Source organism: Veillonella sp. VA142 (assembly GCF_003992135.1).
Classification (GTDB): domain Bacteria; phylum Bacillota; class Negativicutes; order Veillonellales; family Veillonellaceae; genus F0422.
Genome location: NZ_RQVN01000013.1, coordinates 15,649 through 36,807, shown reverse-complemented (window position 1 = coordinate 36,807; position 21,159 = coordinate 15,649). Strand labels below are relative to the sequence as shown.

25 protein-coding genes and 1 riboswitch are annotated in these 21,159 nt (G+C 40.1%); all 25 genes read right to left on the bottom strand.

The window, feature by feature from the left end:
• Positions 1-92: 92 nt before the first annotated feature.
• The 25 genes from EO117_RS06270 to EO117_RS06150 all read right to left on the bottom strand — a co-directional run bounded on the left by EO117_RS06270 (position 93) and on the right by EO117_RS06150 (position 21,099).
• Positions 93-896 (bottom strand): metal ABC transporter permease, encoded by an 804-nt coding sequence (locus tag EO117_RS06270; protein ID WP_126939625.1) that lies wholly within the window; start codon positions 894-896, stop codon positions 93-95.
• 1 nt (position 897) lies between these two features.
• Positions 898-1,605 (bottom strand): metal ABC transporter ATP-binding protein, encoded by a 708-nt coding sequence (locus EO117_RS06265; protein ID WP_240632594.1) that lies wholly within the window; start codon positions 1,603-1,605, stop codon positions 898-900.
• A gap of 78 nt (positions 1,606-1,683) precedes the next feature.
• Positions 1,684-2,538, bottom strand: coding sequence for an NlpC/P60 family protein (locus EO117_RS06260; protein ID WP_126939624.1), 855 nt, complete (start codon positions 2,536-2,538; stop codon positions 1,684-1,686).
• A gap of 22 nt (positions 2,539-2,560) precedes the next feature.
• Positions 2,561-3,499 carry a glycosyltransferase family 2 protein gene (locus tag EO117_RS06255; protein ID WP_126939623.1) on the bottom strand — a complete coding sequence of 313 codons (939 nt, stop codon included), beginning with the start codon at positions 3,497-3,499 and terminating at the stop codon, positions 2,561-2,563.
• Positions 3,500-3,777: 278 nt separating this feature from the next.
• On the bottom strand, positions 3,778-4,482 hold the full coding sequence (locus EO117_RS06250; protein ID WP_126939622.1) for a thiamine phosphate synthase: 705 nt from the start codon (positions 4,480-4,482) through the stop codon (positions 3,778-3,780).
• Complete coding sequence (thiH, locus tag EO117_RS06245) at positions 4,460-5,599, bottom strand: 2-iminoacetate synthase ThiH (RefSeq protein ID WP_206168590.1); 1,140 nt, start codon at positions 5,597-5,599, stop codon at positions 4,460-4,462. The genes EO117_RS06250 and thiH overlap by 23 nt, the downstream gene beginning before the upstream one ends.
• A gap of 205 nt (positions 5,600-5,804) precedes the next feature.
• Positions 5,805-6,596, bottom strand: coding sequence for a thiazole synthase (locus tag EO117_RS06240; protein WP_371413088.1), 792 nt, complete (start codon positions 6,594-6,596; stop codon positions 5,805-5,807).
• A 10-nt stretch (positions 6,597-6,606) separates the two neighbouring features.
• The gene (thiF, locus tag EO117_RS06235; RefSeq protein ID WP_126939620.1) at positions 6,607-7,182 is read right to left on the bottom strand and encodes a sulfur carrier protein ThiS adenylyltransferase ThiF; all 576 of its coding nucleotides are present in this window, start codon (positions 7,180-7,182) and stop codon (positions 6,607-6,609) included.
• A complete protein-coding gene (thiS, locus tag EO117_RS06230) occupies positions 7,183-7,374 on the bottom strand; it encodes a sulfur carrier protein ThiS (RefSeq protein ID WP_126939619.1) in 192 nt (63 codons plus the stop codon).
• Positions 7,375-7,646: 272 nt separating this feature from the next.
• A riboswitch (TPP riboswitch) is annotated at positions 7,647-7,746 on the bottom strand.
• A 97-nt stretch (positions 7,747-7,843) separates the two neighbouring features.
• A complete protein-coding gene (locus EO117_RS06225) occupies positions 7,844-8,500 on the bottom strand; it encodes a coenzyme F420-0:L-glutamate ligase (RefSeq protein WP_126939618.1) in 657 nt (218 codons plus the stop codon).
• Positions 8,501-8,510: 10 nt separating this feature from the next.
• Entirely contained in the window at positions 8,511-9,050 is a 540-nt protein-coding gene (locus EO117_RS06220; RefSeq protein WP_126939617.1) for a hypothetical protein, read from the bottom strand.
• A gap of 8 nt (positions 9,051-9,058) precedes the next feature.
• Complete coding sequence (murI, locus tag EO117_RS06215; protein ID WP_126939616.1) at positions 9,059-9,877, bottom strand: glutamate racemase; 819 nt, start codon at positions 9,875-9,877, stop codon at positions 9,059-9,061.
• A 3-nt stretch (positions 9,878-9,880) separates the two neighbouring features.
• Entirely contained in the window at positions 9,881-10,291 is a 411-nt protein-coding gene (locus EO117_RS06210) for a thioesterase family protein (RefSeq protein WP_126939615.1), read from the bottom strand.
• Between the two features lie 53 nt (positions 10,292-10,344).
• Entirely contained in the window at positions 10,345-10,689 is a 345-nt protein-coding gene (locus tag EO117_RS06205; protein WP_126939614.1) for a YkvA family protein, read from the bottom strand.
• 17 nt (positions 10,690-10,706) lie between these two features.
• A complete protein-coding gene (locus tag EO117_RS06200; RefSeq protein ID WP_126939613.1) occupies positions 10,707-11,849 on the bottom strand; it encodes a hypothetical protein in 1,143 nt (380 codons plus the stop codon).
• Between the two features lie 79 nt (positions 11,850-11,928).
• Positions 11,929-12,699, bottom strand: a complete 771-nt coding sequence (locus tag EO117_RS06195; protein ID WP_126939612.1) for an SDR family NAD(P)-dependent oxidoreductase — start codon at positions 12,697-12,699, stop codon at positions 11,929-11,931.
• Between the two features lie 11 nt (positions 12,700-12,710).
• Complete coding sequence (locus EO117_RS06190; RefSeq protein ID WP_126939611.1) at positions 12,711-13,487, bottom strand: TSUP family transporter; 777 nt, start codon at positions 13,485-13,487, stop codon at positions 12,711-12,713.
• 52 nt (positions 13,488-13,539) lie between these two features.
• The gene (locus EO117_RS06185; RefSeq protein WP_126939610.1) at positions 13,540-13,827 is read right to left on the bottom strand and encodes a YerC/YecD family TrpR-related protein; all 288 of its coding nucleotides are present in this window, start codon (positions 13,825-13,827) and stop codon (positions 13,540-13,542) included.
• Between the two features lie 175 nt (positions 13,828-14,002).
• Positions 14,003-14,812: a MetQ/NlpA family ABC transporter substrate-binding protein gene (locus tag EO117_RS06180; RefSeq protein ID WP_126939609.1), complete on the bottom strand. Its 810-nt coding sequence runs from the start codon at positions 14,810-14,812 to the stop codon at positions 14,003-14,005.
• An 11-nt stretch (positions 14,813-14,823) separates the two neighbouring features.
• Positions 14,824-15,477, bottom strand: a complete 654-nt coding sequence (locus EO117_RS06175) for a methionine ABC transporter permease (RefSeq protein ID WP_126939608.1) — start codon at positions 15,475-15,477, stop codon at positions 14,824-14,826.
• A complete protein-coding gene (locus EO117_RS06170; protein ID WP_126939607.1) occupies positions 15,458-16,504 on the bottom strand; it encodes a methionine ABC transporter ATP-binding protein in 1,047 nt (348 codons plus the stop codon). The genes EO117_RS06175 and EO117_RS06170 overlap by 20 nt, the downstream gene beginning before the upstream one ends.
• A 273-nt stretch (positions 16,505-16,777) precedes the next feature.
• The gene (locus EO117_RS06165; protein ID WP_126939606.1) at positions 16,778-17,293 is read right to left on the bottom strand and encodes an ECF transporter S component; all 516 of its coding nucleotides are present in this window, start codon (positions 17,291-17,293) and stop codon (positions 16,778-16,780) included.
• A complete protein-coding gene (gene dat / locus EO117_RS06160; RefSeq protein WP_126939605.1) occupies positions 17,293-18,147 on the bottom strand; it encodes a D-amino-acid transaminase in 855 nt (284 codons plus the stop codon). The genes EO117_RS06165 and dat overlap by 1 nt, the downstream gene beginning before the upstream one ends.
• A gap of 74 nt (positions 18,148-18,221) precedes the next feature.
• Positions 18,222-19,325: an acyltransferase gene (locus EO117_RS06155; protein WP_126939604.1), complete on the bottom strand. Its 1,104-nt coding sequence runs from the start codon at positions 19,323-19,325 to the stop codon at positions 18,222-18,224.
• A 52-nt stretch (positions 19,326-19,377) separates the two neighbouring features.
• The gene (locus EO117_RS06150; protein ID WP_126939603.1) at positions 19,378-21,099 is read right to left on the bottom strand and encodes a DUF4127 family protein; all 1,722 of its coding nucleotides are present in this window, start codon (positions 21,097-21,099) and stop codon (positions 19,378-19,380) included.
• Between the last annotated feature and the right edge of the window lie 60 nt (positions 21,100-21,159).

Sequence of the window (21,159 nt, the reverse complement as noted above, 5' to 3'; positions counted from 1 at the left end):
TATTATACCACAGATTTTGATGAAAGTATGCATTTAGGTGAGGTCATTGACACATATGATTACGATACTTTCCATGCTGATTTTATATTATCTTATCTACACTTCACCAAGTTCACTAAAAATGTAATACCATAAAGTGTAATTGCCGTAAGCACAATCGTCCCCCCTGGTGCAAAGTCTAGCCAAAAGGCGCTACATAGTCCACCAACAACGGATAACACTGAATATACGGTGGCAATGCCCCAAGTTTTTTTAAATCCTCGTTTCCATAAATGAGCAGATGCCACAGGAACTATCATCAACGCACTGATCAATAGAATCCCTACTACGGTCATTCCCATAACAACTACAAGGGCTGTTAAGATGGCAAAGATCATATTCACACGATTCACATTGATACCCACTGTACGAGCAATTTCCTCGTCAAAGGAGGTAAGCATTAAGGAGTGATACACAAATTTCATGATAATACCTACTACGACAGCTACCGCACCGATACCATAAATATCTGTCATAGTCACCGTTAGAATACTGCCAAATAAGAAGTTCAATAGACCCGTACTCGGCATTTTTACCATTGTGGAGAATACGATGGCTAAGGATAATCCACCGTAAAAGAATAATGCCATAATCATATCTGCATATTGTTTTTGATAGCGACGTACTAATTCTATACCCATGGCGGACAGCACAGTCAAGACTACCGCACCTAATGGAGGATAGACTTTCAATAGGGATGCACCTGTAACACCAGCGAAGGCAATATGCCCTAAGCCATCTCCGAGCATGGATTGTCGTTTGATAACGATGAACATACCGATTAAGGGGCACATAAGCGCCACGATGAGCCCTGCTAAAAAGGCACGTTGCATAAATGTATAGGATAAAATGTCCATCTTAACCTCCTATATGCCATGCCAAACGAGAGCCCTGATGACTTTCCATAAAGCCTTTACAAGGTCCATAGTAACAAGCATGTCCATCCACACATAAAATTGTATCTGCCACTTCCATAGCTTCTGTCACATCATGGGTGACCATGATAACAGTAATGTTTTCTTGTTGCAAGGAACGCAATACCTCATAAATTTTCTTACTTGTTTCGTAATCGATACCACTTGTGGGTTCATCCAACAAAATATAGTTCGGTTTCCGTGCTAAGGCTTGGGCTAACATAACACGTTGCTGTTGACCACCACTGAGTTCTCCAATTCGGCGTTTCAAGAAATCTTGCATGCCCACCAATTCCAAAGCGTCTACGATACGACTCTTTTGATCTTGTTTCGGCACATGAAATAAAGCGAGTCCCACAACTTCTTCTACAGTCGCTGGAAATTGGGCTGCATTCTTATTATAAATTTGTGGCACTAGGTGAATAAGTCCCTTCATTTGTGCCTCTTTTGGACTAATCCCATCTAAGCATAAGTGCCCAGAGGTAGGTTCCAATAATCCTGCCACCATACGAAGCCAAGTGGTTTTACCAGATCCATTCGGTCCTACTACTAATACGAATTCACCCTTGGGAATGGTGATTGTCATATTATGAATAACCGGCTGCGTTCCATAGGAAAATTGTACATCTTGTATATGAATGCCTGCATGCATTATAGTCAACTCCTTCATGCTTCAACTTATCGTATATATGGCAAAAGCTGTAATGACATCATCATTACAGCTTTTGTATTATAGTACGCGTTTTGCCCCTCTGTAACGTGGTCCCCAATAGCTGTCATCAATATCGGCTATAGCTACTCCACTACTAGATGTGGCACTGATGAATTGTCCATCTCCGATATAAATACCAGAATGAGAAATACCCGGTTCATAGGTTTCAAAGAATACTAAATCACCTGGCTGTAGGTTACTTTTTTCTACCTTTTTACCTACTGTATACTGTTCGTCAGCTTGGCGTGGCATATCAAAGCCTATTTTTTGAAATACATAGCGTATGTATCCAGAGCAATCAAAACCTGCCGGTGTAGTACCTCCAAATTTATAAGGTACCCCAGTGAAGGTGTTAGCATATGTCAGAACCTCTTTTACATTGCCAGACACTGGTTGATGTCCAATGTCTAGTCCCTTGTATGATTTACCTTTCTTTTTGAAAGTCAATCCTCCTGGAGCAGACGTTTTGCTTAATTTATGTTTCAACGTAGACGTGATAGCTGAAGATTCTTCCTGTCTACTTGAATTCGCACGAGCTAGTACTACAGCATCCTTTTCAGAAATTGTTTTCTTTTTAGACACTGTTTTTGTCACCGTTGGTAAGGGTTTACCCATCAATTTTTTATAGGTCTCTGCCCCTAGTATACCATCTACTGTTAGTCCATTATCTTTTTGGAATAATCTGACAGCCCACTTTGTGTTTGCATCATATTCGCTGGTTTCTCTAGCTTTATAACCAGCAGCGATGAGTTTCTTTTGAATACCAAGAATTTCATTGCCTGCATCACCATATTGATAAGCCCCTTGTACATTAGTACCTAGAAAACCTAAAAATAGAGCAATGGCAAGGTATTGTTTCTTTTTACTCGTCATAGGACTCCTCTCTTATATACGATTATTTATCTTGTATTTGACAGTTTATGGTATCTTTCACCCAATATAACGGTCGCTGTTTGACCTCTTCAAAAATTCGTCCTACATACTCTCCTATAATGCCAATCCCTACAAGTTGTACACCACCTAGGAAAAAGATAGCCACTCCTAACGTAGACCAACCACTAATCACATTATCAGAGAAAAAATGAACGAATAATATATGTCCGATCATAATCAGGCTTAGTAAGCCGCATAGCAAACCGATATATAAAGCTAAGCGTAAGGGCACCCTAGAAAATGCCGTAATACCATCTAAGGCAAAGCGCATCATTTTCTTTACGCTAAATTTAGAAGTCCCTGCAAAACGTGGAGGTGCTACGAAGTGAAATTCATGTTGCACAAATCCCAAGTCGCCCACGATACCCCGTAAAAATCTGCCATGTTCACGGAAAGATTTTAACGTTTCCAGGGATTTACGATTCATCAAACGGAAATCGGAACCGCCTTCCACAATAGGGACATTGGCTAATTTGTTAAGCAATTTGTAATAGTATTTCGACGTGAACGCTTTTGCCCAGCTAGCATCTTCTGTGGAATCACGAATGGTACGGACTACATCTGCACCTGCTTCCCAATGTTTAACTAGTTCTGGAATCAATTCTGGTGGATGTTGCATATCTCCATCCATCGTAATCACCGCATCACCTTGGGCATAATCTAATCCACAGGTCAAGGCTAATTGATGACCGAAGTTTCTTGCCAACAACAGCACTTTTACTTTTGGATCTTGATTACCAATATATCGTAGTATGCCTGCACTATCATCACTGGACCCATCATCGACAAAAATAATTTCATAGTCATAGTCAAGAGTTTGCAATACATCTTTGACTGTAGTATAAAATTTTTGAATATTATCTTCCTCATTAAATACGGGAACAACAATTGACAGTAACATAGCTCCTCCTTATGATCTTTACCTATCTATTTTACAGGATTGAGGACGCTTTTGCAAACTTCGCTGTATATGGCGTTCTTTCTCCGCTTTGGTACTCAGAACGTAATGGCGAACGCCATACACTTCTCCACAAATTTACGTTCCACTGAGAGTGCTCCGCTGTATATGGCGTTCTTTCCCCGCTTTCATGCCTAGAACGTAAAGGGCGAACGCCATACACTTCTCCACAAATTTACGTTCCACTGAGATTTGCTCCGAAGTGTATGGCGTTCTTAAGCTTATATTTTTCTATGCACTTGCTTCATGAAATCAGACATAATAGCTACGCCAGTGAAAGAATGTTGTAAACACGTTTGGTAATTGTGCTCGTGGATACCTCCCAAAGCAATGCCTTGTACATGAGGATATTCAGTTTGGATCTGTTGTAACAGTTTTTTCCCTCGGCTAACGCCGATGCCTGGATGTCCTTCTTTGCATGGTGTAGGAAAAATAGGACTGATTAAGACGTACTCCAAATTAGGGATTCCTAGGGTTGCTAATAACTTAATATCGCCTTCGTTGTGGACGGTACTCCATATAGTTATGTCCTGAAAATGTTGTTGTAAGGTAATCCATAGTTCTTCTTGTTCGGATTGCCAATGACGTATTAGATTGGTAGGCATATGGATTCGTGGTTGTCTGTGTAAGATAGTCTCTAATTGTACTCGGTTAGTGATGACCTTTCCATGGTATACTACGGTACTACCTATGGTATCGCAGAGTTGGAGATACTCCTCAAAGGGTAAATCAGTGTCACGGCATAATGTATACAGACTGTGATAATTTCTCATCCAATCGTCTTCTTTCAAGGCATGAATCCTTTCTACTCCCCTAGACAGTGCTGCAGCATATCTTACTAAGCTCATGTCATCTTTCAGCAACTGTCGATTCGTAATCAACACTAAGGTATCGATCGATTGGTTATTTTTCTTTATAGAGCACATCGATATAATCACTCATCACCACTTGCATACCTAAGGCTTTTACGTCTTCCATGGCTTCTGCTACGGTTCTACTATCAGCGATTTCAAATTGTGCATCCCCTTCTTCTTGTTGTTTTTTTTCTGAGGAATGCTCACCAATCCCCGTGCTAACACCTGCTGACATTTTAGTAGCTGCTAATGGTAAAACGCCGTTACGGAACCTAGCTGTTTCTCTGGTAGAAATCGTAATATTAGCATAAGGTAAGAAAAGTCTATACGCCAAAATAACTTGTAATAATTGTGCTTCTCCTACGTCCCCTGCATTAATGGTCTCATCATTGACGATAGGGCGTAGACGTGGGCAGGAAATACTAATTTCTCCATGGGGATATGCCCGTTGTAGGAGATGAGCGTGCAAGGCGGTGGCAAAGGCATCTTTTCGAAAATCATCCAATCCCAATAAGGCAGCCAGTCCTACCCCACGCATACCTCCTCGTAAAGCTCGTTCCTGCGTTTCTAAACGGTATGGAAAGATACTTTTATTGCCTAACAAATGCAATGTTTTATAGTTTTCCCAATTATACGTTTCTTGGAATACCGTTACATAATCGCAACCGCATTCTCGTAAGTACGTATAATCGTCTACATTAGCAGGGTAAATCTCTACGCCTACTACTTTGAAGTATTTCTTTGCTAATTCACAAGCTCGACCAATGTACGAAATCGGACTATGCCGTTCACTTTCTCCAGTCAAAATTAGAATATCTTGCAATCCTGTTTTGGCAATATTTTTTAGCTCTTCCTCAATACCCTCTTCGTCTAATTTGGCACGATGAATCTGATTTTTACAGTTGAAGCCACAATACACGCATAGGTTATCACAATAATTTGAAATATACAAAGGCGTAAACAAGTATACAGAGTTACCAAAATATCTTGTTCGCACCGCCTTCGCTTTCTTCGCCAAGTCCTCTAAAAAAGACTCTGCAGCAGGAGATAATAAAATTTTCAGTCCTTCTATATCAATCGTATCTTCTTGCAATACACGGCGCACATCATCTGCTGTATAGTGGTCGTATGTATATTGCTCACGTTCTCGCAATACCGTTTCTAAAATAGGACTTTCAATTTGATCCATGTGGGGACGATACTTCCAACAGGGATCGTCTATATGGTATCTGGTGGTACTAGACATCGCTATTCCTTTCCTCATACTGTCAATATCACTGAGACAATTTTCATATATTTAGACTCAGTGTCAATTCGTAGGTTCATTTGCCCGTTCATAGGTATATCTTACATAGGACTATTATGTGTCACCAACCGTAAAATATCACCCTCTATTACCGCAAAAATCCAGTCAATGGAGATGAGGCCGTGCCACCTGTTTCAAGTATTGGTCCCAACTTTGACAAATATGCTAATCGCCCTGCTTGAATAGCCAATCCAAAGGCCTTCGCCATACCTCGGATATGACCCGCAGAAGCTACAGCCGTATTTGCCATAATCGCAGCCACGCCCATTTCCATCGCTTCTGCTGCTTGAGATGGAGCCCCGATACCAGCATCTACGATAATAGGTAAATCAATTTCATTCACTAAAATTTTGATAAATTCCTTTGTCTGCAATCCACGATTAGATCCAATTGGCGCCGCTAAAGGCATCACTGCAGCGGCCCCAGCATTCACCAAATCACGAGCCACTTCTAAATCTGGATACATATACGGTAATACGACAAATCCTTCATTAGCTAATATCTCCGTTGCTTTAATAGTCTCTCCATTGTGGGGCAACAAGTATTTAGAATCTTTCATGATTTCTACTTTTACAAAATCTCCACAACCTGTAGCTCGGGATAGTCTCGCAATGCGCACCGCTTCTTCCGCATCTCGGGCGCCACTTGTGTTAGGGATTAAGATAGTATCTTTTGGAATGGCATCTAGGATATTTTCTACTTCCCCACCCACTGCACGACGCAATGCTAAGGTGATCATTTCTGCCCCCGCTTCTTCTAGGACAGCCTCGATTAAGTCAATGGAAAATTTGCCAGATCCCAAAATAAATCGAGACTGTAATGTATGTCCCCCTAAGGTCCATGTATCTTGTGTTTCCATATCTTTTACTGAAAGTGTCATACGTTCCTCCTTAATCAATATCTTCCCCGTGTAATAGTTGAATAACGGCATTTGCCATATGGCCGGCGCACACCATGACACGAGCAGCTGTAATTTTTCCGATAGAATCGATATCACTCACACCGTCACCGCATAAATACCAACGATGATGTCTCCGTTCACGGCGAATACCATTACTATCGCCCCAACCTGCCATACCTGAACAGCCTACTAACAAAGGTTCTGTGGGATGGGTTAAGATGACTTCTGTCATCCATGCTTTTGTAACAGCTTTATCCACTGCTTCTACAACCATGTCATAGCCATCAATCAGTTCAGATAAACGTTCTGGCGTAAGGCATTCATTATGAACGATAACATTACAGTTTGGATTCATCCGATTCAGATGTCCTTTCATAGCCTCTACTTTCAATACCCCTACATCATTTACATCGTAGTATTGACGACCTAGATTGCTTTCATCCACAACGTCAAAATCGACGATTTCTAATTGTCCAATTCCGGCACGGCACAACGCCACTGCCACATGAGAACCGACTCCACCGATACCGATGAGAAGAACTTTTTTATCTTGTAAGGATATCATTTAGCCACCTCCCACAAAGGTTACTACTTCCATTATGTCTGCTGCACTTACACGAGTGGATTCCCATTCTGCTTTGGAAAGGATTTTACCATTATATTCCACCACAATGCGATCTATGCGAAATGCTAAGTCTTCCAGTACTTCTTGCACCGTTTGCCCTTCGTAATTATACGTACTTCCATTAACTTTCATAGTATCCTCCTATCTATGGCTTCTGCTATATACCTATTTCAAACTAATATGATGCCAACCGCTAGTCATGGCTCCTTCACTACATACTAGTATAAAAAAACAGCACGAAAAACCATACCCGCGGTGGTATGCCCCTTCATGCTGTAGCACTCTATCGTCTCACTATTCTCTTCCCCTTGTACATCCACTTAGATACACCTTTCATATATACTTATATACGATACACCATCCTATAAAAGCACAAAAAAGGACATCCTGTTGGATGTCCTCGGTATGACGAATCAAACTTATCCTACGTTGGCATTATCCAAATCAGGTTATGGGTCAAAACTTTCGTTTACTCTCAGCCATTAGGCTCCCCAAAGTTCTCTTTCAGTATACGCTGATACGTCGCAATTTGCAAGCCTAAGTATCAACAATATTTATATTTTATGAACGACATGTGATATTGAGCTAGTTTCAATATATTTTATCCTTTTCGTTTAGACACAGAGGCATAATTTTTAATCACAACAATCGGTGTCATTTGGCTATCATTACCGAATGGATTGTCAATCAAAATTTGTGCGATTTGTTGCGGTTTTAATCCACGGCTATGGCCTAAAATAGCAGCTCGTTTTAAATCATTTACATCTGCTACACAAGCCCCATAGGCTCCTGTGGCTTTCATGATGGCATCCGCTACTGCATGCGGTTGTTTTGGTCCGTATACGATACATTTATCAAATGGAGGCATCGTACCGGTTACATCATCAGTAAGGGATGCAGTACGTGCCATTTGATAAAACACCCCCGGCTTTTTAAATACTTTTGCCACAGCACCACAAAGGAAGGCAAACATCATTTTCCATTCTCCTTCTTTATCCATAGCTGCTTGCATACCATATACAGATGCCATAGATCCATCGGGATGGATAAAGCGATTTAAAAATTTGGCTTGCCAAGATACTTTCAAATCTTCTGGACGTGTGAACTCCCCTTGAGTGATAGCCACAACAGATTCTGCTACACACACAATATCCTCTGGTCCAATATAAGGTCCTGCAAATTCTACAATAGCCTCTACGATATCATCTTTATTCGTTAAAATGCGCGTAGGGATTGGTAAAAGTTCTAATTCTGCCATGATGTACCTCCTATTTACGCATCGCCACTTCTAACTCTTCCGCAGTTAGAATGATTCTAGTTTTTGAAATACGGTATGCCTCACGGCCTACTACTTGATGGTAGATATCGATAGGCATATCTGGGAATCCAGCCAAGTCTTTACGAATATTGCCACTATTAGCAGTCATGACAATTCGCAAGCGAATAGTACTACCTTGTCTTTGTTTATACACTAATGCTTCCCAATACCCATCATGACGTTCTGCTTTCGCATCGGTCAACCATGATTGAATTTGTACATTGTCAAATTGCTCTTGTGGCAATAAATGACGAGGGAACATATCCATGATAGTACCATATTGTTTTCCTCTGTTCACAAATGGAATATCCGTAGATAATACCACTTGGTCAAAACTAATGTCTTCCACTACAAATGGCGTACGGCGTTTCACCATGATGATAATATTTTCATTACCTTGGCGCCATGCAAAGATGCGATAAGCGATGTAAATAATGGCAATGATACAGGCAATCCACACTAGGGTATCTATTAATGTGTAAATATACATACTTCCTCCTATAGAGTAATGAGCTTAGCTGTTAAACTAGTATCCTTGAAAATATCCTGTACAATAGGGGTCACACGTTCTGCGTGACTAGTCACATAAACTTGTATCGTTCCTATTCGTCCCCTTGTCTGTTCTAAATCTTCTCCATACAAAATAGCTCCTACTGCATCGGATGTCTCCCACGCTGGGTCTACAAAGCAAATTCGATCATCCGTCAGATCTCGCAATATGGATTCTACTAAAGGATAATGGGTACACCCCAAAATCGCTACTTCTACATTTGCTTCTACTAATGGTTGTACATACTCTTTGGCACAACTACGAAGTAAATCGTCATCTAAATGGCCTTCCTCAATACAGGCTGCCAGATCTTTACAGCCTTGTTCCACCACTTTTACATGAGGTTTCAAACTATGCACCGCATCCATATGTTTATGACTATTAATAGTCGCTACGGTAGCCATAATTCCTAAGGGCCCTTTTCGTTTTTGTTTCACTTTGATACGGAGTGCATCATGAATGCCTTGTGACATGCCTACAATAGGTACTGTAAATCGTTTCGCTAATGTATCTAAAGCTACTACAGAAAATGTATTGCAAGCGATTACAATCAACTTCACAGGCTGTGCCACTAAAAATTCTGCAATGGTTGCAGCTATGTTTTCAATTTCCTCAATCGACCTATTTCCCACTGGATTATTCGCGCTATCTCCGACGTAAATAAAATCTTCTTCTGGAAACTCTTGTGTAAGCACAGATAATACAGACAATCCACCGATGCCAGAGTCGAATACTCCAATAGGTAATTCTTTCTGTATGGACGTCATTCCCTACTCCTCCTCTGCTACGGTTTTCATGGATTTGAAAAATACATCTGGTAATCGAATAATTTTGCCCGTTTCTTTTGCGGTAAATACATTTTGCGTCTCTCCTGTGCAAATAAGCGCATTATCACTTTCACGGATAATCCGATATGTGAAAGTACATTGCGCCCGCGACAAGGAGGAGACTGTTAATTCTACCCGCAATACATCGTCAAACCGTGCTACTTCCTTATATTCACAGCTCACTTTTGTAATAGGAAATACGATGCCCTCTTGCATCATGTCCCATAGACTAATGCCACAACGGCGGAAATATTCAATTCGCCCCATTTCAAACCATCGTAAATGATTCGTATGATGGGCAATCTCCATCATGTCCGTTTCGTAAAATCGGACACGCAATGATGTAGAAATCATCGTATACTACCTTTCCTATGCAATAAGAGGCTCCAAGGAGCCCCTTTTACTCATTACTCAATTGATCCGATAGGCACAAATTTTTGTGCCTGTTCTTTATGAGAAGCTTTGATATAACGATTGGCTACTTTCATAGCTATACCTAAAATAGCTACATCATCTACCCAACCAAGACCTGGCACGCTATCTGGAATAAAGTCGATAGGCAAAATTAAATAGCCCAAAGCCCCGGCAATGACAGCTTTCACAAATTTTGGTGTGTCTTTATCACGTAAACAATAATATAACATAACTGCTTTTCGTGCAAACATAATATTGCGGCCCATGCGATTCACAGTGGACATAAAGGCATCAGATGTAAAGTTTTTTCCATACTTAAGGAGTTTTAAAATATTCATAATGATGACCTCGCTGATTATTGTTTGAACTTATCTTTTGCTTGTTCTGCTAAATCGATGGCTTTTTCTTTTGTTTGTTCCGCTAATTCTACAGCAGTTTCTTTCACAGCTCCTGCTTTTTCACGAATGTCTTGCACTGCTTCCTGTGCCTGATCAATCGCTTTAGCTGTCAATTCAGAAGCTTTTTCTTCTACTTGTTGCAGTTTTGGTTCAACGGCCTCTTTTACTTGTTGTAATTTTGGCTCTACTGCCTCTTTTACATCTTGTATGACTGCGGTTGCTTTTTCCATTACTGGTTCTACTTTAGTTTGTAAAGAGTCGTTAATCGACTGACGCACTGTTTCTGCTTTTTCGTATGCTGCATGCGTATAGGCACTTGCTTTAGATGCTGATGTACCTGCTACGGCACCAGTTAAAGATAAGGCTTCTGTAGCTAAAATTTTAAGCAATGAGCCTACACCTTTTGCGGCATGACGCGCATTATCCAGTAATTCTCCGTTACCATTTTTTTCTAGCGCATCCTGAACTGTGGCCGCTAGAATAGAAACGGCTCCTACTGCCAAATCTTTTACAGCACCAATATTAGTTAGCACGTCAGATCCTACAAAAGAACTTACAAAACCTTTAGCGCTTGCTAAATAATCATTACCAGATACATGTACTCCTTCTAAGAAGTCTACACTCTCATTTCCTAATGGTTTATCGCGAAGTGGAGTATTCGCCAATGTAATAACAGTTTCTTTATTATATTCGTAGATATCTACCAAGCGTTGGCGATATTCTTCAAAGTTAGGACAAGTTGGCATACCATCTTCAATCCACTTAGCAGCCATCTTACCTACACCATAAGTAATCGCTGCTGCTACGGGAACACGAAGAATCATAGTCGGTACAATAGTACACACTAAAGCTGCCACAGCACTACCACCAAGACCTACTAAAAATCCTGTAATGTCTTCTTTGGCTGGGCATACGCCATAGGTTTGAGCAATGCGAGATACCATGTACACATCATTAGCCAACAAACCTGCATAATTAAATTTTGGTAACGCCGCGATGCCAGCAGCACGTGCCGCTGCCCAACGGCAAATCATTTCTACTTCTTCTTGTACATTCGTTGCTTGAGCAAGTGTTGCATTATTATATTCCAAACGTTCCATATTTGTCTCCTATACTTACCACAAAACATTTAAGTGACAATGTACTTATTACCCTTATTGTATCAAATTTCGCCATGAATTACCAACTTGTTAATCCACCATCTACAGTCCATGCTGCTCCGGTCACAAATGATGCCTTCTCGCTGATTAAAAAAGCGATAACTTCCCCTACTTCTCGTGGTTGAGCGATACGCCCTAATGGATAGTGAAGTGCCATTTCTTCCTTGGCTTTCACAACATCACCAGATGGTTCATTAGCTAATTGTTTCGCCACTAATGATGTATCTACATCACCGGGGCATACACAATTAACGCGAACTCGATGAGGAGCCATTTCTAAGGACAGTGATTTCGTAAAACTCACCACAGCCCCCTTGGATGCTCCGTACACGGTGCATGCCACATTACCTTGTAAACCCGCATCACTTGAGATGGTCACGATGCTACCATGAACTTGTTTCAAATACGGCGCTGCAGCTTGGCATAAAAAGACAGTGCCTTTCACATTCGTTCCGAACATTTCATCAAAGTTTTGCTCGTCCACATTCTCTAACAATCGCTCTTCATAATAGCCTGCTGCCGTTACCAAAGCATTCAAATTGCCAAATAAACGCACTGTATCTTCTACAATACGACGACAATTCATAACCTTACTCACATCACCTTGTACAAATCGCACTTTCGAGGAAATACGGCGCAATTTCACCACAGCCTCTTGTCCATCCCATTCATTGCGACCATTGATGACTACGCACCAGCCTTGCTTTAGCAACAATTCTGCTGTAGCAAAGCCTATACCTGATGTGCCACCACTAATCAATGCCACCTGGTTATCGCTAAACTTTTGCATAGTTACTCCTATTATATAATGCCCTGTGAAAGTAAATAATCATAGGTTAATTTTATCAGCATGGTCAGAGACATAACAATGAACACAAAGCGTACTAATCCCGTTCCTTTTACCATCGCTAGCTTAGACCCTGTAGTAGCTCCAATAATTTGCCCCGCTGCCACTGCCAGTCCATATCCATAATGAACTTGATCCATATAGATAAACATCATCAAAGATCCAAAGTTGCTGACTGTATTGAGTACTTTTGCATTGCCAGAGGCACCCAAAAAGTCATAGCCCATGAAAAGAAAGTAAAAAATCAAAAATACTCCTGTTCCAGGCCCAAAAAATCCATCATATAAACCAATTAAGATAGCTACGAACATATAGGCAACTAGTTTCCAGCCACGCTTAGGCTCTACTTGGGAAATAGCACCCCAATCTTTCTTTGTAAGTACCACAATAAATACAACTAATAATAACACAATAATAGCTGGCTTCAAAAATGTAGATGGTACATAGACCGCTATATACGCTCCCACCATAGACACAAGTAAGGTAAAGGGAAGAATCCATTTAATCCCATCCCAATTGACCAATTTATTTTTAGCAAAGTTAATCATTGCCGTGCCTGATCCAAACACACTAGATAATTTATTAGTCCCAATACACATGGCAACAGGCATATTGGTTAATAGCAACGCAGGTAAGGAAATTAAACCGCCGCCACCAACAATAGAATCCACAAATCCTGCTAGGGCTCCTGCAAAAAATAATATAATACCAATGAGTAATTCACCTTCCATAGGTTGAGCCCTCCTCTCTTATATACATGCACTTACTCTTTCATCAACATTCTTATCTTTCAATACGAGACAATATTTTATTATATCCATCAGCCCCATAGTTTAAGCATCGTTTAACTCGGCTGATAGTAGCTGTACTAGCCCCTGTTAATTCCACAATTTGATCATATCCTGTACCAGCTTTTAATAATTTCGCTACTTCTAACCGTTGAGAAATCGACTTTAATTCTCCTATGGTACAGATATCTTCAAAAAATTCATAACATTCTTCTAGTGTTTCCAATGATAATATAGCCTTAAATAATTGGTCATGTATTGGATTCTTAAGTTTTTGATTCAATCTTCTACTCCTTCTTAATTTTATTTGGAATGTACTTTATTTCATTACCATTATACCATAGGAAATATCATCTATATATCATTAATTCATAATTCTAATACAAAAAAACAGAGGCTAGCTGATGATACTTCAATAACTAGCCTCTGTTTTATAATTCTTTGTTAATTCTATTTAATTAAAACGCTGGGATAATGGAGCCTTTAAATTCTTCTTGAATGAATTTGCGTACTGGTTCAGATTGGTAAATAGACAATAATTTTTTATATGTTTCATTATTTACATCTTCAGCACGGACTGCTATTACATTGGCATATGGAGAATCAGTACTTTCCACTACAACTGCATCTTTTTGTGGGTTCAAACCTGCAGGGATTGCATAGTTCGTATTCACTGCTGCTACGTCTACATCATTCAAGGAACGAGCGATTTGTGCCGCTTCTAATTCACGAATTTCTAGGTTTTTAGGATTTCCTGTAATATCTGCTACGGAAGATTTAACAGTACCGCCATCTTTCAATGTAATTAAACCAGCTTGTTGCAATAATAACAATGCACGTCCACCATTGGTTGGGTCATTTGGAATTGCCACAGTTGCACCGTTAGGTACATCTTTTAAATCTTTGTATTTATTAGAGTAAATGCCCATTGGCAACAAGATTGTTTTACCAATAGATTGAAGTTTTAATCCTTTATCTTTTACCATATTATCCAAAAATGGTTGATGTTGGTAAGAGTTTACGTTCAATTCCTTTTGATCTAAGGCAATGTTTGGTTGAATGTAATCACTAAATTCAACAATTTCAATGTTCAAACCTTGCTTAGCTGCCTCTTGCTTCACAAATTCCATAACTTTTGCATGTGGACCAGCTGTAACACCCACTTTAATAGGAGCATCTGCTGCTGGTTTCGCTTCTTCTTTACCGCATCCTGCTAATAATAGTACCAAAGACGCTATTGCTAATAAGCCTACTAAAATACGCTTCATGAGTATCTCCTTTATTTTTTATTCACTTTACGGGATAAATAGTCACCCACACTTTGGATGACTTGTACTAATACAATTAAGATGATGATAGTGGCTAACATCACATCTCCTTGGAAACGTTGGTATCCATAACGGATCGCAATATCCCCTAGACCGCCACCACCGATAGCTCCTGCCATGGCAGAATAGCTAATCAAGTTAACGATTAACACGGTAACATTGTCGATTAATGTTGGTAACGCTTCTGGCAACAACACTTTCCAAATGATTTGCAATGGTGTAGCTCCCATAGATTGAGCTGCCTCAATAACGCCACCATTCACTTCTTTGATTGCTGTTTCTACTAAACGCGCTAAAAATGGAATAGCTGCCAATGTTAATGGTACACAAGCTGCTGTAGTACCAATGGATGTACCCGCCACCAATCGAGTAAATGGAATGATGGCTACCATCAAAATGATGAAAGGAATAGAGCGGGTAGCGTTTACGATAGCACCTAGCACTTTATTTACCGCTTCATTTTGCATGATATGACCACGACTAGTAATGACTAAAATTACGCCCAATGGAACCCCTAATAGAACGGCTACTACAGTGGAAATCACCGTCATTTGTACGGTTTCTAAGAAACCTTGTAGCAACAAATTAATGATTTGCTGTGACATAACCGATCACCTCGCTTCCAATTGGTAAATTATGTAAGTAGTCGATAGCCGCTTCTGATTTAGCGCGCTCCCCTTTTAATTCTACAATCAGATGACCAAAGTTCATATCTTGAATGTAATCTACACCGCCAAACAAAATACTAACATCTGTATCAAATTTACGGATAATGCTTGCCACTACAGGTTCATCTGTTACATTGCCTTTAAAAGTCAATCGTACAATCGGATTAGCCCCTTCTACCCAAGTTTCATTCAATGTTAAATGAGCAACGGCATCTTCTGGCAAGTCATGACTGATGATGGCAGATACAAATTCTTTCGTGGTAGCTTGTTTTGGTTCTGTAAATACATCGACTACAGGACCTTCTTCAATAATCGTACCACCTTCAATAACAGCTACACGATCACAAATCTCTTTAATAACATTCATTTCATGAGTAATCAAGACAATGGTCAAGTTTAATCGACGATTGATGTCTTTTAACAATGCCAAAATAGATTTTGTTGTTTGTGGGTCAAGAGCTGACGTAGCTTCATCACATAATAACACTTTTGGATTGCTAGCTAAGGCGCGGGCAATCCCTACACGTTGTTTTTGACCACCGGACAATTGAGATGGATAGTTATCTAACCGATCCGACAATTTTACAATGTCCAAAATCGGTAGAATTCGTTCTCTAATTTCTTCTTTCGACAATCCTTGTAGCTCCAATGGAAATGCCACATTATCGTACACCGTGCGGGATGAAAGTAAATTAAAATGTTGGAAAATCATGCCAATGTGCTTGCGTTCTTCACGTAATTCTGCTGTATTCAGCTTTGTTAAATCTACACCGTCCACAATGACAGACCCAGATGTAGGGCGTTCCAACATATTGATACAGCGAATTAAGGTGGATTTACCGGCACCAGATTGACCGATAACACCAAATATTTCACCTTCTTGTATACTCACATTAATTTCTTTCAAGGCTTCCACGCGGACAGCACCTTCATAGACTTTTTTAATCTGTTTAAGTTCTATCATGAAATCCTCTCCTTTTCAAACTAAATAAAATAAGAGCTCTCAGTTACCTAAGAGCTCTTGGGTATGCATAAATTGTACAATGTGAATAGACAAGGTGTCAATAATTCCCACTATACTGCTTACCTATCGTTTATTATAGTCAAAATCTATATATTTATATTTAGAGGTGCTCACTCTTTATAACAGCCTCTCTATTCCCTAGATAAGTAGGTCGACTAAATCTCTACATACGAGAATATTCTTCTTTACATGCTAGACACACAGTAGTTATCCTTATTTTTCTATGCGAATGCCACCACGTTTTACGATGAAAGCCGCTAAGAAAATACCACAAGTTCCTGTCACCAACTGTGGCCACCCCATGCTAAATAATACTCCTTTTTGCATGGCTTCCGGGATACCTGGCATCAATTGGAATAATGTTAAGAACAATCCATAAAGAACTACACTTTTTACGATAGCTCCTGTGATGGCAGTCATCCACACACGTTTTATACCTAATACTTTTACAATAATCGCATAGGACATACTACCAATAGCTACTACAGGTACAAACAAAGGAATCGTCAACATTCCTTGCATAAATGCCATAATTGGCGTCACACAAGCTATTAGAAATCCACTCCACAAGCCATATCGCCATGTAGCAAGCGCCGTACAAGCACCTACGATAGATCCCACTAAAAATTGCACTAATCCATGCATAGGAATAATCATGCGAAGAAATCCTTGGCTTAACAATGCAATTGCTAACAGTAAAGCACTGCCTGTTATCGTTTTGACTGACATTATGCTAACCCTTCTTCCATTAAATGTTGTAATTGTTCAGCTAATACCTTTGCCGCTTTGCCTGGTTTACCATCACCAACAGGTTCACGATTTAAGGTTGTAATCGGAATAATACCACCAATGGTATCAGTAAAGAAGATTTCGTCTGCATCTTTTAGGAAAGCTTCATCAAATTCACGCTCAATAATCGTAATCCCTGCTGTTGGTGCTACACGAGTTACCACTAACTGACGAGTGATACCCTTTAGAATATGATGGTTGGCTGGATGCGTATAACATACACCATCTTTCATAACGAATACATTAGAGGTTGCCCCTTCCGTAACAATACCATCACGCACTAAAATAGCAGTATACGCACCTTTTTTCTCGGCTTTTGTTTGTGCCAAAATATTAGGAATTAAGTTTAGTGTTTTGATGTCTACACGAGCCCACCGTTCATCAGGCAAGGTAATGGCTTTTACACCTTCTTGCAAGGCCCCTAAATCCGTTGTAATCGGTTTAATAAACATATACATTTGCGGTTCTAATTTAGAACGCTCAAATGCATGATGACGTGGTGTTACCCCTCGAGTAATCTGTAAATAAATATATCCATCAGTAATTTCACTTTGTTCAATCATGATTTCATGCAACTCTTGCAACTCATCAGGAGGCATACGCACAGGAATATCCATTTCACGCATAGAACGATACAATCGATCTTGATGATAGGAAAAGGCAAAAGCGCGACTATTATACACACGCACTACCTCGTATACACCATCACCAAAACAATATCCTCTATCATCAAGACTAACCACCTTGGCACCAGACTCTACCATCTCGCCATTAAAATATGTTAATTCTTTCATAATAACACCTCATAGTATACATACGAATCAAGTATTACCTTCATTATAGTACAGACAAGTGTAAAATTCTATATCTATTTTCCCAATACACGTCCTCGCACTTGTTTCGGCAACTGCTCTAATCCTTTGGTTACACCAAATGATAAGATGACCGCACTCACATACATAAATACTACGGACATAGTTGTATACCCCAATCCAGAGATTTGCAATATTTTGTCTATGAGAAGCAGCATAAACGGATGAACCAAATAAATACCATAGGACGATTTTCCCAGTTCCGTCCAAAAGGTTTCCACAATGTCACTCATAGATGACACAGTAAAGGCCCATACAAAAAAAATACATCCCATCCCTGTATATACCAACCCTTGAGGGCTCAATTGATGAACTGTATAGATAGCCTCTAACCGAGTATATCCCCACTCTGCCATCACATAGTAATAGGATCCTAGCATCGCCACTAAGGACAGGATAAATCCCACTGTGATACCAAAACCATGGGCATCAATCCATTCTAGCATCGCATCAAATCGTTCTGCAAGGAGTCCGCCTAGTAGGAAAATCCATATATAAAATCCTACAAAATAATTGAGGCGCATGCTAAAGATATACTGCAACCATTCTTGAGAAAACTGTACAGCCCCCGCCATATAAGAGGACCAATAATTCACTGCCATCTGCACCAAAAACAAGACTGACATACTAAGAATAGGTGCTTTCAGTATAGACCGCGAAGCCCATCGCCAAAGTGGCATCAAAGCATAAAACCAAAGAAGTATAACTAAAAAATACAGGTGATACATACCATTTCCAAAAAGTAGAGTCAACCCTAGTACATGTGGCATCAGGCCCCATGCGTTATGGGCTAATACCGCGTTATAAGCTGTATATAGGATAGTCCACACAATGTATGGATAGAGCACCACCTGTATACGGCGACGCAAAAAATCAGCATAGGAAAATGTGTCCTCTACCGATGTGTGATAAAACAATCCGAAGGCAGATAGAAAGAAAAAGGCTGGCACTGTAAATCGTGATACAATTTCTAATAATCCTAATAGATGTATGTTAATCGTAGGATTTGCCAACGCATAGGATCCTACATGAATACCGATAACACCTAACATACAAAGCCCTCGCATATAGGTGATAGCCGGTATAGCTGGCTTTCTCATAATTCCTCCAAAAAAGAGGGGCTACGCCCCTCTCTCCTTGTATGACATGACATTATTGAGCTTGTTTCGCTTTTGCAGCTTCTGCCTCTGCTTTTTCAGCTTTTACCGCTGCTTCTGCCTTTGCTTTAGCTTCTGCTTCTAGTCTTGCCCGTTCTGCCGCTTCACGTTGTAAACGCAATTCTTTTTGTAAAGGAGCAACTGGTTCACGATACACGGTAATATCTGTTTCAAACAATCGTCCCCATGGGAATCTAGCTGATACCGTGCGTGGATCCAATTTTAAATAGGTCGCTGCAAAATCTTGTACTCGCTCACCTAAATAGCTTTCTAAAGCTTCATTTAATGTACCTGTATATTTTACATTATCTGTGCGAATGGAATCTTGCATACGATACACATCTTTACGAATATTCGCTTGATACGCCCAGTTATCCAAGTATTGTTGTGTTAACATATTGCGATGACTTTGAGCATCCATGTGCACACCTAAAATACCTTGTGCTATGGCGTAACCAATAGTATTACTTGCCGTATTCCAACCATTATAAGCACTTACTTTATACAGTAAATCTCGTTGGTACAATCCATACACCAATGTATTATCCGAACCATTTGAATAAGCAATATCTGCAATACTAACAGGCACTCCTTGATTCATGGATGCTTGAATATGATCTAAAAATTCATTAGTACTTCTAGAAATCATTGGGAAGTTTTCAAAGGCTTCTGACTCACCTGTGACCATACCTAGTGGAGTATTCACTGCTAGTAACACTGATGGTTTCCCTTTGGTCTGCATCGTACCACCTACAGCGACTACATGTTCGGCAATCGTTTTTTCTACCTTTTGATCCTCATAATGTGGCACTGTTTCACCACCGCCACCCAATGGATAGATGACCTCGAACGTAGGTGTTAAGTGATTGCGGTCCACATGGTCACGAGCAATCAATAATAGACCTAATTGGTCGGCCCCTGGGAAACTTCCATATTGCGTAGGGGAAAGTCCTTTACTATATTTTTGTAAATAACGACCTTCCATAGCTGATTGGGATAAGCTACTAGTATCATCATGACCTAAGGCGAAATATTTGAAAACACCTTTTTTCGTAATATCAATTAGCCGGCGGTTGATTTCCATATTTTTTTGACGACGGTGGAACCAATCTTGTAAAAATTCCACTGGCACTGTAGCTTGCAACATAAACAATTCTTTTTGTTCGTCTACCGTCAATTTCTGACTGTCTAATTTATCTTGTAAGGCGGCAATACGGAAAATCGTCGGTCCATATTGATCATAATAGGCCGGCTCAACACCACCTCCACTAGCACGTGGAGATCGCATCACCGTACCAAAGGCATAGATTGGTACATTAGGATATTTTTGATGCAAGTCCTCGATATGGCGCACACGATATTCCAAAGTATGCAATTCTAAATTATGCTTTCTAGAATCTACCAGTCCACCATAAATTAAAGAATCCGTGCTTAAAACAAGCACATCTGCTTTGCTAGCGTTCTCGTCCACCCATTTCCACATAGCATCTGCATTTCCTTGAAAGTTTCGCCCAGAAATATAGTATTGTGGTGGTGTTAACACCGTATACCCTGCATCTTGCGCCGTGGCCACCGTATAGGCCAAGCTCACAGGACGATCATCTTGTGGTACATACAGCACAGTCGTAGCTTCCGCTGTACTTGTATGACTCAGTATCGCTGTAGCAATAGCTGTAGCCATCACAGCAAACTTACGACACCATAATTGTTTACTCATATTCAATATCTCTCCTATTACATAGCATAATCGCTAATTATCTTCTTAGTTAATCCTATT

Excerpts from the sequence above, each read along its gene's own strand:
- thiH (WP_206168590.1), bottom strand. The coding sequence starts at position 5,599 with ATGGATCAAATTGAAAGTCCTATTTTAGAAACGGTATTGCGAGAACGT.
- EO117_RS06155 (WP_126939604.1), bottom strand. The coding sequence starts at position 19,325 with ATGAGAAAGCCAGCTATACCGGCTATCACCTATATGCGAGGGCTTTGT.
- EO117_RS06210 (WP_126939615.1), bottom strand. The coding sequence starts at position 10,291 with ATGATTTCTACATCATTGCGTGTCCGATTTTACGAAACGGACATGATG.
- EO117_RS06180 (WP_126939609.1), bottom strand. The coding sequence starts at position 14,812 with ATGAAGCGTATTTTAGTAGGCTTATTAGCAATAGCGTCTTTGGTACTA.
- EO117_RS06165 (WP_126939606.1), bottom strand. The coding sequence starts at position 17,293 with ATGTCAGTCAAAACGATAACAGGCAGTGCTTTACTGTTAGCAATTGCA.
- EO117_RS06250 (WP_126939622.1), bottom strand. The coding sequence starts at position 4,482 with ATGTGCTCTATAAAGAAAAATAACCAATCGATCGATACCTTAGTGTTG.
- EO117_RS06220 (WP_126939617.1), bottom strand. The coding sequence starts at position 9,050 with ATGTATATTTACACATTAATAGATACCCTAGTGTGGATTGCCTGTATC.
- EO117_RS06195 (WP_126939612.1), bottom strand. The coding sequence starts at position 12,699 with ATGCAAAAGTTTAGCGATAACCAGGTGGCATTGATTAGTGGTGGCACA.
- EO117_RS06170 (WP_126939607.1), bottom strand. The coding sequence starts at position 16,504 with ATGATAGAACTTAAACAGATTAAAAAAGTCTATGAAGGTGCTGTCCGC.
- EO117_RS06190 (WP_126939611.1), bottom strand. The coding sequence starts at position 13,487 with ATGGAAGGTGAATTACTCATTGGTATTATATTATTTTTTGCAGGAGCC.
- EO117_RS06255 (WP_126939623.1), bottom strand. The coding sequence starts at position 3,499 with ATGTTACTGTCAATTGTTGTTCCCGTATTTAATGAGGAAGATAATATT.
- thiS (WP_126939619.1), bottom strand. The coding sequence starts at position 7,374 with ATGAAAGTTAATGGAAGTACGTATAATTACGAAGGGCAAACGGTGCAA.
- EO117_RS06270 (WP_126939625.1), bottom strand. The coding sequence starts at position 896 with ATGGACATTTTATCCTATACATTTATGCAACGTGCCTTTTTAGCAGGG.
- EO117_RS06150 (WP_126939603.1), bottom strand. The coding sequence starts at position 21,099 with ATGAGTAAACAATTATGGTGTCGTAAGTTTGCTGTGATGGCTACAGCT.
- EO117_RS06265 (WP_240632594.1), bottom strand. The coding sequence starts at position 1,605 with ATGCATGCAGGCATTCATATACAAGATGTACAATTTTCCTATGGAACG.
- EO117_RS06175 (WP_126939608.1), bottom strand. The coding sequence starts at position 15,477 with ATGTCACAGCAAATCATTAATTTGTTGCTACAAGGTTTCTTAGAAACC.
- EO117_RS06225 (WP_126939618.1), bottom strand. The coding sequence starts at position 8,500 with ATGGCAGAATTAGAACTTTTACCAATCCCTACGCGCATTTTAACGAAT.
- thiF (WP_126939620.1), bottom strand. The coding sequence starts at position 7,182 with ATGATATCCTTACAAGATAAAAAAGTTCTTCTCATCGGTATCGGTGGA.
- dat (WP_126939605.1), bottom strand. The coding sequence starts at position 18,147 with ATGAAAGAATTAACATATTTTAATGGCGAGATGGTAGAGTCTGGTGCC.
- EO117_RS06205 (WP_126939614.1), bottom strand. The coding sequence starts at position 10,689 with ATGAATATTTTAAAACTCCTTAAGTATGGAAAAAACTTTACATCTGAT.
- EO117_RS06200 (WP_126939613.1), bottom strand. The coding sequence starts at position 11,849 with ATGGAACGTTTGGAATATAATAATGCAACACTTGCTCAAGCAACGAAT.
- murI (WP_126939616.1), bottom strand. The coding sequence starts at position 9,877 with ATGACGTCCATACAGAAAGAATTACCTATTGGAGTATTCGACTCTGGC.
- EO117_RS06260 (WP_126939624.1), bottom strand. The coding sequence starts at position 2,538 with ATGACGAGTAAAAAGAAACAATACCTTGCCATTGCTCTATTTTTAGGT.
- EO117_RS06240 (WP_371413088.1), bottom strand. The coding sequence starts at position 6,596 with ATGACACTTTCAGTAAAAGATATGGAAACACAAGATACATGGACCTTA.